At 35.5% G+C, this 12,480-nt stretch carries 12 protein-coding genes; 11 read left to right on the top strand and 1 reads right to left on the bottom strand.

What is annotated here, in order from left to right; genetic code table 11:
• The first annotated feature begins 661 nt into the window (after window positions 1-661).
• Window positions 662-1,000 (top strand): DUF3221 domain-containing protein, encoded by a 339-nt coding sequence (locus tag MKY04_RS12090; protein WP_126295059.1) that lies wholly within the window; start codon window positions 662-664, stop codon window positions 998-1,000.
• Window positions 1,001-1,248: 248 nt separating this feature from the next.
• Complete coding sequence (locus tag MKY04_RS12085) at window positions 1,249-2,283, top strand: trypsin-like serine peptidase (protein WP_126295061.1); 1,035 nt, start codon at window positions 1,249-1,251, stop codon at window positions 2,281-2,283.
• A 283-nt stretch (window positions 2,284-2,566) separates the two neighbouring features.
• Here the strand turns inward: MKY04_RS12085 and MKY04_RS12080 are convergent, their stop codons facing one another.
• Window positions 2,567-3,265 (bottom strand): hypothetical protein, encoded by a 699-nt coding sequence (locus MKY04_RS12080; protein WP_346234449.1) that lies wholly within the window; start codon window positions 3,263-3,265, stop codon window positions 2,567-2,569.
• Window positions 3,266-3,357: 92 nt separating this feature from the next.
• On the opposite strand from MKY04_RS12080, the gene nusB reads away from it, so the two are divergent.
• The 9 genes from nusB (at window position 3,358) to recN (ending at window position 12,461) form a co-directional block, all read left to right on the top strand.
• Window positions 3,358-3,741 carry a transcription antitermination factor NusB gene (nusB, locus tag MKY04_RS12075; protein ID WP_126295064.1) on the top strand — a complete coding sequence of 128 codons (384 nt, stop codon included), beginning with the start codon at window positions 3,358-3,360 and terminating at the stop codon, window positions 3,739-3,741.
• A gap of 22 nt (window positions 3,742-3,763) precedes the next feature.
• The gene (gene folD, locus MKY04_RS12070) at window positions 3,764-4,624 is read left to right on the top strand and encodes a bifunctional methylenetetrahydrofolate dehydrogenase/methenyltetrahydrofolate cyclohydrolase FolD (RefSeq protein WP_126295066.1); all 861 of its coding nucleotides are present in this window, start codon (window positions 3,764-3,766) and stop codon (window positions 4,622-4,624) included.
• Between the two features lie 134 nt (window positions 4,625-4,758).
• Complete coding sequence (xseA, locus tag MKY04_RS12065; RefSeq protein WP_126295068.1) at window positions 4,759-6,108, top strand: exodeoxyribonuclease VII large subunit; 1,350 nt, start codon at window positions 4,759-4,761, stop codon at window positions 6,106-6,108.
• 3 nt (window positions 6,109-6,111) lie between these two features.
• A complete protein-coding gene (locus tag MKY04_RS12060) occupies window positions 6,112-6,342 on the top strand; it encodes an exodeoxyribonuclease VII small subunit (RefSeq protein WP_126295069.1) in 231 nt (76 codons plus the stop codon).
• A 2-nt stretch (window positions 6,343-6,344) separates the two neighbouring features.
• The gene (locus MKY04_RS12055; RefSeq protein ID WP_126295071.1) at window positions 6,345-7,229 is read left to right on the top strand and encodes a polyprenyl synthetase family protein; all 885 of its coding nucleotides are present in this window, start codon (window positions 6,345-6,347) and stop codon (window positions 7,227-7,229) included.
• 223 nt (window positions 7,230-7,452) lie between these two features.
• Entirely contained in the window at window positions 7,453-9,357 is a 1,905-nt protein-coding gene (gene dxs / locus MKY04_RS12050) for a 1-deoxy-D-xylulose-5-phosphate synthase (protein WP_126295073.1), read from the top strand.
• A complete protein-coding gene (locus MKY04_RS12045; protein ID WP_126295074.1) occupies window positions 9,354-10,172 on the top strand; it encodes a TlyA family RNA methyltransferase in 819 nt (272 codons plus the stop codon). The genes dxs and MKY04_RS12045 overlap by 4 nt, the downstream gene beginning before the upstream one ends.
• 122 nt (window positions 10,173-10,294) lie before the next feature.
• The gene (gene ahrC / locus MKY04_RS12040; protein WP_126295075.1) at window positions 10,295-10,744 is read left to right on the top strand and encodes a transcriptional regulator AhrC/ArgR; all 450 of its coding nucleotides are present in this window, start codon (window positions 10,295-10,297) and stop codon (window positions 10,742-10,744) included.
• A 13-nt stretch (window positions 10,745-10,757) separates the two neighbouring features.
• A complete protein-coding gene (recN, locus tag MKY04_RS12035; RefSeq protein WP_126295076.1) occupies window positions 10,758-12,461 on the top strand; it encodes a DNA repair protein RecN in 1,704 nt (567 codons plus the stop codon).
• The last annotated feature ends 19 nt before the right edge of the window (window positions 12,462-12,480 follow it).

Raw genomic sequence — 12,480 nt, 5'->3', positions numbered from 1 at the left:
AATGTTGTTACACACATATGACTTTATAAATGAAAAAGAAATAATAAAGTGCCAGTCCATTTTATTTGTAGGCTGACACCGTTAGTTTAAGTTGGATATTTGTTGCATGATGTTATTTTTTAACAGATAATTTAAAAATATAGGGCAGTATAACAGTGGTTTTTCTAGAGAATGTAAATAGCTTATTAGCTGAGGAACTATCGCCTAATTCGGTTTATCGGCATCTTATAATGGATATTCCCGATTTCTTTTAAACACTTAAAAGAGTACTTCCGGACAATGCCTATGACGATATTGTTTTGCGAAAGACACTGGATACGCAAGATTCCTTTGATTACACCATTCTTGGCAGCCTTAACGTCTCTTGCAAGTCAGGACTGATGTTGTCGGCATGGTACCAGATATGAGGATTGCGACCAGTGTAGTCAATGCAGGTTTACTATTTATATCGCTAGCAGTTAAAGGAATAAAAGGAATTTAGTACTGAACTTTTGCACATTATGAAAAATGACCTTAATTATACAATAAACATGATGTACTATTAAACTAGTCTGAAATTAATAGAGGGAAATTTATTATAGGAGTAATTATATATGAAGAAAAAACTTAAAAGTTATTTTAAAAGCCTGCCTTTATGAAATAAAAAAACGGAGGTAAATTGATGGGGATAGTTAAGGTTACAAAATCACTATTTAATCCAAAGTTAGTGATTATAGTGTTATTGTGTTGCTTATTAGTTGCTTGTAAATCAGGAAGCGGCGATAAAGAAGTGAAAGCTACATTTATCGGGACAATTGAAGAATTATCTAGTAATGGTGCGCTTGTTAATGTTGAAGAATCAACAGGAACGAAATTATCTGGCACTGTGTCTATAGATATTCCTGAAAACACTAATGAAACATTTAGTATTGGTGATAAGATAGAAGTTGGATATAATGGCGAAGTTATGGAAAGTGCTCCAGGCCAAGTTATTACTATAACCGTAGAAAAAATAGAATAAAATATACAAGGAACCTTTTTATAAAGAGGATGAAGAACTGTATTTACGAGTTTTAAACCTGATTATTTGGTATGTACCTCCATTTAAAGGTGAATGTATTTCATAGAAATTCTGTCATCATCTCGGATGATTTTTCAAAGTTAACATGTTAAACAACACGCAGGAAGTGAATGAGATTTCAAGATTTATATAACTTACATTTATATGTGAAGAAATATTTATGTATTTGAAAGAACGGAGTAGAAATAATGCTAAACAAAAAAGGATTTATATTCTTTCTAAGTTTTTCAATAATAATAGGTAGTTTATTTATTTCGAATAAGAGTAATGCGGAATCTTTGGAAAAAGATACACCAGTTTCTAATAACGAAAATTTAGACCTATTACTTCCTACTACTAGCTTAATAACTAAAAATTCCCTTGAAGTAAAATCAATTATTCCGAAAGAATCAAAAGTTTATAATATTTCATCAGATTTTAATGAAACAGTAAATGATGAGGTATTAGAAGATGAATTAACATATGAAATAACTTTCTCAGATAATGAAGGGAAGCTTCTGAGTAATAAACAAGAGCAAATAATTTCACCATATGGTCTTATTGCAACAAAAGATAGAAGAGTTCAAAATACAAACACAACTATTCCCCCTTATAATGCCATTTCCTATTTATTTGTTAGGTGGCCAGATGGTAAAGCTTCTCGATGTACAGGCTTTATAATAGATAGAGATTCAGTATTAACAGCAGGACATTGTGTATATAGTAAAGGGAATGGTGGATGGGCAACTGGGATAACAGTTAGACCTGGTGCTAATGGCTCAAACAATTTCCCGTATGGTGCATTTGAATCAGAAAATCTTTATTCTGTAACAGGTTGGACGGAATATTCAGATAGAAATTACGATTATGCTGTTATTAATATATCTGGAACCTTTCCCTCAACTATTGGTACTTTCGGTTATGGAGTAGCTACTAATTCAAATTTTGGTGGGGAATTCGCAAGGGTTACGGGATATCCGGCTGATAGAGATGATCTCGATGCAAATAAACCATTATATACACAATGGTATCATTCTGGAACAATTAAATTACCCCCGTTAAATTCAAGAGCAGTTTATTATGATGCAGATACAAGTAGAGGTCAAAGCGGATCACCAGTGTATATACCAGGTGAAAACATTGCAAGAGCAATACACACTGCAGAACATAAGAATAATTTAAATCGCGGGACACGAATAACGAAGACCGTTTTTGCTAATATTCAAAATTGGGCTGCACAGTAAAATATTTAATTATATTTAAAGAAGTAAGCCCTATAGGGGGATATGGAAAATGCCTTTTTTGTAAAAATCAAAAGCTAAATACTGGGATCTTGAACATAAATTTGAACCGATGATTGATAAAACAACTAGAGACAATCTTAATAACATGTGGTAAAAACTGTAATGGCAGTACAAGTGTTTAAGTAACATTTTATTCGTATGCGGGAAAAAGAGCATATTCTATTTATTCATTTGAACATGCTGTTGTACCTTTATCCTCGCAGCTACATGTGATTCATTACCTTCACTTACGCATTTGATTAAAAGAATAAATGATGCTTAAACGTTGAATTCCTCTAGTTGAATGAATCGCATTATTTGCATGTTTCTCAAATGCATCAGCGTCATTTTTACTGATAGCTATAGCAGCACGAATAGCCTCTTGCATCCAAGGTTTCGAAGGAGTATTTGAAAGTGCTTCATTTTCTTTTCCCATTTTAGCGAGCACAAGCGCCTTGCTATAACCCATTAAAGGCTCCTTGCCAATTTTATTTGCTTCGTCCAGTGCGAGCTCAAGGTTATCCTTTAAATATTCTTGAATACAACGATAGTAGTGAGCAATATGTTGCTGTTTATATTTCTTTAAAATAGCGTCTATTGCTATGATCTGATCTTCTTTTTTTCCAAATCCTTGTGAATATATAAATGCATAGATTGGCTCTTTTTTCTTTTTTATTATAAATTTCTCAACTCTATTTATATTCGTTGTACCATATAAAGTAAACAATACATCACCTATCATTATGAATGATGCAAATATTAAAACAGCGATTGCAATCCAAAATGGCCATTGAAACATTGCAATTAATATGCCAAGAATAAATGCCATTGAATAAAACACAATCCATTTCCACAAAATTACCACCTCGTTTCCATAACCATCATAATGAAATACTAAAACATTAGTCAATATGGTAATAATTGATTTATAAAGCTTCTTCATTCAAATTTTCACTTGAATTGTTTGAAGCGGTGTAAGAATAGCTAAAATATGTTATTATAAGACTTAATGTTATTAAAGAAGGAGATTTATACATGAAACGACATGACGCACGAGAAAAAGCGGTGCAAGTACTGTTTCAGTTAGATAACACAGATCTAACATTACAAGAAGCGATTGGCCACGTATTAAACGAAGATGAATCCGATCCATTCTTTGAGCAGTTAGTTCACGGTGTTACTGAGAAGCAACAGGAAATTGATGCAGCATTAGAAAAAAACTTGGATAATTGGTCACTGGGACGACTGCCAAAAATAGAAAGAACAGTACTGCGTATTGCAATATACGAGCTACAATATATGCAAGATACCCCTAGCCGTGTCGTGTTAAATGAAGCGATTGAGCTAAGTAAAACATTTGGCGATGAAAAATCGAGCAAATTTGTAAATGGTGTTTTATCAAAATTCACACAACAATAGTCGTAAGAAAGGGAGTAACGAAATGGCAAGTAGCATTATTAACGGAAAAGAAATTGGTCAAGAAATTCGAAAATCCGTAGCCGAACGAGTAGCACAATTAAAAGAAAAAGGTGTTACGCCAGGCCTAGCTGTGATTTTAGTAGGAGACAATCCAGCGTCTCAAACATATGTAAGAAATAAACAAAAATCATGTGAAGCAATTGGCATTTTCTCTGAACTAGTTAAACTGCCACAGGAAGTTTCAGAACAAGAACTTCTTGAACAAATTCGTTCTTTAAATAATCGCAATGATATTCACGGTATTTTAGTACAATTGCCTTTGCCAAAACATATTGATGAAGATAAAGTAATCGCTACGATTTCACCTGAAAAGGATGTAGATGGATTTTCTCCAGTAAGTGTTGGGAAAATGATGTTAGGTCAAGATACATATCTGCCATGTACTCCATTTGGTGTTATGAAATTACTTGAATATTCAGGAATTGATGTTGCCGGCAAGCATGCAGTAGTAGTTGGGCGCAGCCACATTGTTGGTAAGCCAATGGGACAACTTTTACTTCAAAAAGATGCGACTGTTACATATACACATTCTAAAACACCTGATTTGCCATCCATTACAAAACAAGCAGATATTATAGTTGCAGCTGTAGGGCGTCCTAACTTTATTACAAAAGAACACGTGAAACCTGGAGCTGTTGTAATAGATGTAGGGATCAATCGTGATGAAAATAATAAGTTAATCGGTGATGTGAATTTTGCAGAGGTTGAACCGATTGCCTCACATATTACGCCGGTTCCTGGTGGTGTTGGTCCGATGACAATTACAATGTTGCTTTATAACACAGTTCAATCAGCGGAAAATACATTATTACAGGACAAATAACCTAAAAACATGTAAAATAAAAAAGACAGAAGCTGTTTTTCTGATGAGAAACAGCTTTTATATTGGAACGAAATCGCAATCCTTAAAAGAAATCATACATATTAATTCTAAATTCAATTGAAGGAGTCGTGCTCATGACATCTTCGTATTTAACAGTTAAAGCATTAACGAAATATATAAAACGAAAATTTGATGCAGATCCCCATTTACGTGAGGTATATGTAAAAGGTGAGCTTTCAAATGTGAAAATACATAGTTCAGGGCACATTTACTTTACTTTAAAGGATGATTCGGCCCGTATTACTGCTGCCATGTTTCGAACTCAAGCGAGCAAACTTAAATTTAAGCCAGAAGAAGGCATGATGGTCTATATCCGCGGTGAAGTAAATGTTTATGAAGCATCAGGTATTTATCAGCTTTATGTTCAAACGATGGAGCCTGATGGTGTTGGTGGTTTATATGTTGCTTTTAATCAATTAAAAGAACGATTACAGCAAGAAGGATTATTTAATCCAAACTTTAAACAACCAATTCCAAATTTCCCAAAAACAGTTGGTGTCTTAACGGCCACTACTGGAGCTGCCATTCGAGATATTTGCATTACAATTTCAAGGCGCTATCCATTAGCCGAAATTATTGTATACCCAACGATTGTACAAGGAGAAAATGCTGCGCCTAATATAGTTGAAAATCTTCGTTTAGCGAACAAACAACAGCTTTGTGACGTCCTAATTGTAGGACGCGGAGGCGGATCGATAGAAGATTTATGGGCATTCAACGAAGAAATTGTGGCTAGAGCTATATTTGAAAGTAGAATTCCTATTATAAGTGCAGTTGGACATGAAACAGATACTACAATTGCAGATTTTGTTGCAGATTTACGTGCAGCAACACCAACAGCAGCCGCCGAATTAGCAGTTCCTAATCAGCAGGAGTTGTATCAACGAGTATTGACGAGTAAATCACAGCTTCATCAAATTATAACTGCAAAGTTAACTTTTGAACGTAGTAGATTAAAGAAGCTTCAAAATGCATATCCATTAGCAACACCCGAACGAATTTACCGACCATTTACTGAAAAATTAATTCAGCTGGATATGCAATTAGGGCGCTCATCCCAAATGTACTTAATGAAAAAACAAAATGAATTGCAAAAATTAGATGCTGCAATAAAACGACATTCACCAAAGCAAACAATTCAGTATTATGATAAACAATTAGAACAATCTATCAACTTATTAACTCGTTCCATTTATACTATATTAGAGAAGAAAAAGGATGCCCATCATTCAATCATTAGAACATTGCAGGCACTGAACCCACTGGCGATTATGACAAGGGGATATAGTGTTGCATATAAAGATGGGAAAGTCATCAAGTCCATTTCGCAAGTAACAGAAGGTGAGGAAATTTCAATTCATTTCCACGATGGCCAAGCTCAAGCGAAAATTATGAATACGAAGGACAATGAAGGAGGGGAGTAATGGATGGAAAATAAACAATCATTTGCAGATGCCATGACTGAACTAGAAGAAATAGTCCGCAAGCTAGAACAAGGTGATGTACCTTTAGAAGAAGCGATTGATTTATATAAAAAAGGGATGGAATTATCTCATTTTTGCCATGAAAAATTACAAAGTGCTGAAAAACAGTTAATATCAATTGTGAACGAAAATGGAGAAAAGCAGCCATTTGATCCTACAAACGGAGTGGATTAGTTATGACAAATAATTTAAACCAGTTTATTACTGACAATTTACCAATTATCGAAAGTGAGCTATATTCTTTAGTAGAAAAAATTCAAGCACCCAACCAATTAAAAGAATCAATGTTATATTCATTAAAAGCGGGCGGCAAAAGAATTCGTCCACTTTTTGTAGTAGCAGTTTGTCATTTGTTCCATAATAAACAACATGAAGCATATACTGTTGGGTCTGCAGTCGAGATGATTCATACATATTCACTTATTCATGACGATCTGCCAAGTATGGATAATGATGATTTAAGACGCGGCAAACCTACGAATCATAAAGTGTACGGTGAAGCGTTGGCGACACTTGCAGGGGATGCATTAAATACGTTAAGTTTTGGTGTTCTGGCAAGAATGGACAACGTTTCAGCAGAAAATCGAATAGAATTAATTAATTTATTAAGTATTGCAGCCGGTGCAGAAGGTATGGTTGGTGGACAGGTGTTAGATATCGATGGTGAAAAGCGTTCATTGAATTTACCAGAACTTGAGCATGTTCATATTAATAAAACAGGTGCTATTTTACGCTTTAGCATTGAAGCAGGGGCTGTTTTATCAGGTGCAACTGCTAAAGAACGTGAGGCATTAGTTGAATATGCACATCACATTGGACTTGCATTCCAAATTCAAGACGATATTCTTGATATTGTTGGTACTTCTGAGGAGCTTGGCAAAACTGCTGGCAAGGATGTTGCTAGCCAAAAAAGTACGTACCCAGCATTATTAACTCTTGAAGGAGCAAGGAAAAAGCTTGATGAACATTATCAATTAGCGCTAACTGCACTAGATAGCATTGATAAAGATACATCAATTTTAAAAGACTTTGCTCAATATATAGTGCATCGGCATAATTAATTTTATTTTCATTTAGAAAGAAATAAGTGAACTTTTGTTACAACATAATTTTTGTAGCAACATCTGAGTGACCAACATCTTGCTGACCTAAATACGAGTTCGAAATCCGGAAGCTGGTTAGCCAAGGCGAAATTGATAATATAAAAACTTTTGAATAAGAGTTTTCACTGTTATAATGGTAAAAAGCTATGTTTGAATAATTACATGAAAAGGTGTGTGAGAGATGGATTTAACCAAAATCACTAGTCCATCCTTTTTGAAAAAAATGAATAAAATGGAGTTAGAATCTCTAGCAAGAGAGATTCGCTCTTTTCTTATTGAAAAATGTTCAATAACGGGGGGACATATCGGTCCAAATTTAGGTGTCGTAGAATTGACAATTGCTTTACACAAAGCATTTAATAGTCCAAAAGATAAATTTTTATGGGATGTTGGCCATCAAGCATATGTTCATAAAATTTTAACTGGGCGTGCAAGTCAGTTTGATTCATTGCGTCAATATAAAGGACTTAGCGGTTTCCCAAAGCGTAGTGAAAGTGAGCATGACGAGTGGGAAACTGGCCATAGTTCAACATCTCTATCTGCTGCGATGGGGATGGCCATTGCACGTGATATTAAAAAAGAAAATAATTACGTTGTACCAATTATTGGTGATGGTGCTTTAACAGGTGGAATGGCACTTGAGGCACTTAACCATATTGGACATGAAAAAACAAATATGATCGTCATTTTAAATGACAATGAAATGTCAATCGCGCCTAATGTCGGAGCTCTTCACAATATTCTTGGTCGACTTCGTACAGCGAAGGAGTATTCAAAAGCAAAAGAAGAGCTAGAGTCACTAATGAAAAAAATTCCTGTCCTTGGTGGTAAAGTTGCAAGTACAGCGGAACGAGTAAAAGATAGCTTAAAATACCTAGTTGTCTCCGGCGTATTTTTTGAAGAAATGGGCTTTAAATATTTAGGACCAATTGATGGCCATGATTTTGAAGCATTAGATAAAACATTAGAATATGCTAAAAAAGTGAAGGGTCCTGTCATTGTTCACGTCATTACAAAAAAAGGAAAAGGGTATAAACCAGCGGAGGAAGATACAGTTGGAACATGGCATGGTACAGGTCCATATAAAATGGAAACAGGCGCATTTGTTAAATCAAATGCCAAAGGACCAGCATGGAGCAGCTTAGTTTCAGAATCTGTTCGTAAATTGATGAGGGATGATCAGCGAATAGTTGCTATTACACCAGCTATGCCTGTTGGATCAAAAATGGAAGGAATTCAAAGAGAATTTCCAAACCGCTTCTTTGATGTGGGCATTGCTGAACAACATGCTACAACAATGGCTGCTGGAATTGCAACGCAAGGAATGAAACCTTTCTTAGCAATTTATTCTACGTTTTTACAAAGAGCGTATGACCAGGTTTTGCATGATATAGCACGGCAAAATTTAAATGTTTTTATTGGAATAGATCGTGCTGGGCTTGTTGGAGCTGATGGGGAAACACATCAAGGGGTTTTTGATATTGCCTTCTTGAGACATATTCCAAATATTGTTTTAATGATGCCTAAAGATGAAAATGAAGGTCAGCATATGGTCAAAACAGCAATTGAATATAATGACGGTCCAATCGCTTTACGCTACCCTCGCGGAAACGGATACGGCGTCCCAATGGATGAAGAAATGAAAACGATTCCGATTGGTTCTTGGGAAGTTTTACGAGAAGGGCAAGATGCAGCTATTCTAACATTTGGCACAACGATTCCAATGGCATTAGAGGCTGCAGAGGAGCTTTCTGAGAAGGGCATAAATGTAAAAGTAGTAAATGCCCGTTTTATAAAACCACTTGATGAGGCTATGCTGCATGATTTAATGTCCAAAAAGATGCCTATCTTAACGATTGAAGAAGGTGTATTGCAAGGCGGTTTTGGCAGTGCTGTTCTTGAATTTGCAACGGATAATGACTATCGTGATATCGAAATTGACCGCATCGGAATTCCGGACCAATTCGTTGAACAGGGTAGTGTGGATTTACTTTTAGAGGAAGTTCATATTACAAAAGATGAAACGGTTGCCCGTATTGAACAGATGCTAAAGAGTAACAAAACAATAGGAACTAAGATGGTATGACAAAACAAATAAAGGAAAGAGTGGATATTTTACTTGTAGAGAGAGGGTTGTGTGAAACTCGTGAAAAAGCTAAGCGTTCCATCATGGCTGGACTTGTTTTTTCAAATGAAACGCGCATCGATAAGGCTGGGGAGAAAATCCCTGTTGATGCCCCTCTACAAGTAAAAGGCTCACAACTTAAATACGTAAGCCGCGGTGGATTAAAACTTGAAAAGGCTTTAGAAGTATTTGATATGTCAGTGGAAGGAAAGCTAATGCTGGATATCGGATCTTCAACAGGAGGCTTTACTGATTGTGCGCTGCAAAATGGTGCAAAACATTGTTATGCACTTGATGTAGGCTCCAATCAACTTGCATGGAAAATTCGCTCGGACGAACGTGTAACAGTAATGGAAAAAACAAATTTCAGATATTCAAAGCCTGAAGATTTCACTGCCGGCTTGCCTGAATTTGCTACAATCGATGTCTCCTTTATTTCGTTATCGCTTATTTTGCCTGTATTAAAAACAATTTTAATACCTGGTGGAGATGTCATGGCATTAGTGAAGCCACAATTTGAAGCCGGCAAGGAAAATGTAGGGAAAAAAGGGATTGTTAGAGATCCAAAAATACATCTTGAGGTACTCGAAGAAACGGCGAAAATGGCTACTGATATTGGGTTTGTCGTAAAAGATGCATCCTATTCACCAATTACAGGTGGAGAAGGCAATATCGAATTTTTATTCCATCTAGTAAACCCTAAAGAAGGTCAGGAAATTGAGCCGTTTACAAATTTTAAAGGTGTAGTTGATACAGCTCATAGTGAGTTGAAATAGTGAATTGTAATATTCCATGTATAAGAGGATGTGGCAAATTACGTCATATCCTCTTTCTCTTGTGGTTTTTACTTTGAAATGTTAGTATAAATATACATATATATTCATAAGAGGTGACGGAAATGAATAAAGGTCAACGCCATATGCGCATTCGTGAAATCATATCAAATAATGAAATCGAAACACAGGATGATTTAGTTAATCGACTTAAGCAAGCAGGTTATAATGTAACGCAGGCAACAGTTTCTCGAGATATTAAGGAATTGCATTTAGTAAAAGTTCCTCTTCAAGATGGCCGCTATAAATATAGCTTGCCAGCAGATCAACGATTTAATCCGCTGCAAAAACTACAAAGAGCGTTGTCAGATTCATTTGTCAGCATTGACGGAGTTTCGCATTTCTTAATGTTAAAATCATTGCCTGGTAATGGTAATGCGATTGCAGTACTACTAGACCATTTAGAATGGAAGGAAATATTAGGAACACTATCAGGTGATGATACAATCTTAATCATTTGTCGTAGAGAAGAAGATCGTGAAGTTGTAAAAAATCGATTACTAGATTTACTTTAAGAGGTGGATATTTTTGTTAAAAGAGCTTAGTATTCGTAACTTTGCAATAATTGACGACTTAACTGTAAATTTTTCTGAAGGTCTGACAGTGTTAACGGGAGAAACTGGTGCGGGAAAATCTATTATTATCGATGCTGTTCATCTTCTTGCTGGTGGACGAGCATCACATGAGTTTATACGACATGGTGCTACAAAGGCCGAATTGACAGGGCTGTTTTTAATTGCGAATGAACAACACCCTATTTACCCCAAGCTAGAAGAAGCGGGCATTGAGAGTGAAGAAGGAACAATTATCTTACGCAGAGATATAAATGAAAAAGGAAAAAGCGTTTGTCGTATAAATGGAAAATTAGTGCCTTTATCAATTTTGCGCGATATTGGTTCTACATTAATTGATATTCATGGTCAGCATGAGAGCCAAGAGCTAATGGATGAAAGACAGCATATTCATTTACTGGATTACTTTGCTGCTAATGAGATAAAAGTTGTGAAAGAAGAGTATGTGCAGTGCTACCAAGCTTATCGTGACTTTAAACGCGAAGTAGCAGAATTAAACATGGATGAGCAGCGTATTGCCCAGCGCATAGATTTATATCAATTCCAAATTAATGAACTTGAAGAAGCAAATCTTAAAATTGGTGAAGAAGATGCACTGCTCGATGAACGTCGCCGTCTATTAAACTTCCATAAAATATTTGAACGGGCAAATTTGGCATATGAAGCAATTTCAGGTGATTTAAAAAGTCTTGATCATTTAGGAAATGCGATGAATGCACTAGAAGATATTGTCGAGCTTGATGAACAATTTAAAGAATCTGCTGAATTGGTCGCAACATCATTTTACGCATTACAGGACGCTTCCCATCAAATTAAAAATGTGTTGGACGAGCTTGAATTCGAGCCTGACCGTTTAAATGAAGTAGAGCAAAGGTTGGCGCAATACCAGTCAATGAAACGTAAATATGGCACGACTGTTGAGGAGATACTGGATTATTTCGAAAAAATAAAAGAAGAAATTATTCTTTTGCAAAACCGCGATGAAATCATTCAAAATAACGAGAAAAAGCTTGTAGAAATGGAGGAAACACTCCATAAGCTTGCTCTGAAATTAACAAAAATTAGAAAACAATGCTCTTTAAAATTAAGTGAAGCAATTATGAATCAGCTTCGTGATTTACATATGGAAAAAGCAAAATTTATCGTAAATTTTGAATCCTTACATAGTTTTGATATGAATGGGAAAGACTATGTATCATTCTATATATCAACAAATGTTGGCGAACCGCCTAAATCATTACCGAAAATTGCCTCTGGCGGAGAATTATCTCGAATTATGCTTGCATTAAAAACCATTTTCTCGTCTTCTAACGGTGTAACGTCCATTATTTTTGACGAAGTAGATACTGGAGTTAGTGGACGGGTAGCTCAAGCTATTGCCGAAAAAATTGCTGCAATTTCCATTCAGTCTCAAGTGCTCTGTATATCTCACTTGCCACAAGTTGCTGCTATGGCAGATCAACATTATTTAATCCGAAAACAAGTAGAACAAAACCGTACGTACACAACAGTCTCTAATATAGATGCAGCTGCTCGAATTGAAGAGGTAAGTAGAATGATGAGTGGATCTGAAATTACTGATTTGACCCTACAGCATGCATCAGAGTTGCTTAAATTAGCAGACATACGAAAACAAGAAATGAAAAACATTTTAATTTAGTTTAATCATTTCAAAAAAA

Origin of the sequence: Lysinibacillus telephonicus (assembly GCF_039654155.1) — a bacterium.
Taxonomy (GTDB): Bacteria; Bacillota; Bacilli; order Bacillales_A; family Planococcaceae; genus Ureibacillus; species Ureibacillus telephonicus.
The sequence above is the reverse complement of the archived record's forward strand: the minus strand, read 5'-3'. Positions and strand labels throughout refer to the sequence as shown.

What these genes read in the sequence shown, in the direction of transcription:
- MKY04_RS12055 (WP_126295071.1), top strand. Translation starts at nt 6,345, where the DNA reads ATGACAAATAATTTAAACCAGTTTATTACTGACAATTTACCAATTATC.
- MKY04_RS12045 (WP_126295074.1), top strand. Translation starts at nt 9,354, where the DNA reads ATGACAAAACAAATAAAGGAAAGAGTGGATATTTTACTTGTAGAGAGA.
- folD (WP_126295066.1), top strand. Translation starts at nt 3,764, where the DNA reads ATGGCAAGTAGCATTATTAACGGAAAAGAAATTGGTCAAGAAATTCGA.
- MKY04_RS12085 (WP_126295061.1), top strand. Translation starts at nt 1,249, where the DNA reads ATGCTAAACAAAAAAGGATTTATATTCTTTCTAAGTTTTTCAATAATA.
- ahrC (WP_126295075.1), top strand. Translation starts at nt 10,295, where the DNA reads ATGAATAAAGGTCAACGCCATATGCGCATTCGTGAAATCATATCAAAT.
- xseA (WP_126295068.1), top strand. Translation starts at nt 4,759, where the DNA reads ATGACATCTTCGTATTTAACAGTTAAAGCATTAACGAAATATATAAAA.
- nusB (WP_126295064.1), top strand. Translation starts at nt 3,358, where the DNA reads ATGAAACGACATGACGCACGAGAAAAAGCGGTGCAAGTACTGTTTCAG.
- MKY04_RS12060 (WP_126295069.1), top strand. Translation starts at nt 6,112, where the DNA reads ATGGAAAATAAACAATCATTTGCAGATGCCATGACTGAACTAGAAGAA.
- MKY04_RS12090 (WP_126295059.1), top strand. Translation starts at nt 662, where the DNA reads ATGGGGATAGTTAAGGTTACAAAATCACTATTTAATCCAAAGTTAGTG.
- MKY04_RS12080 (WP_346234449.1), bottom strand. Translation starts at nt 3,265, where the DNA reads ATGAAGAAGCTTTATAAATCAATTATTACCATATTGACTAATGTTTTA.
- dxs (WP_126295073.1), top strand. Translation starts at nt 7,453, where the DNA reads ATGGATTTAACCAAAATCACTAGTCCATCCTTTTTGAAAAAAATGAAT.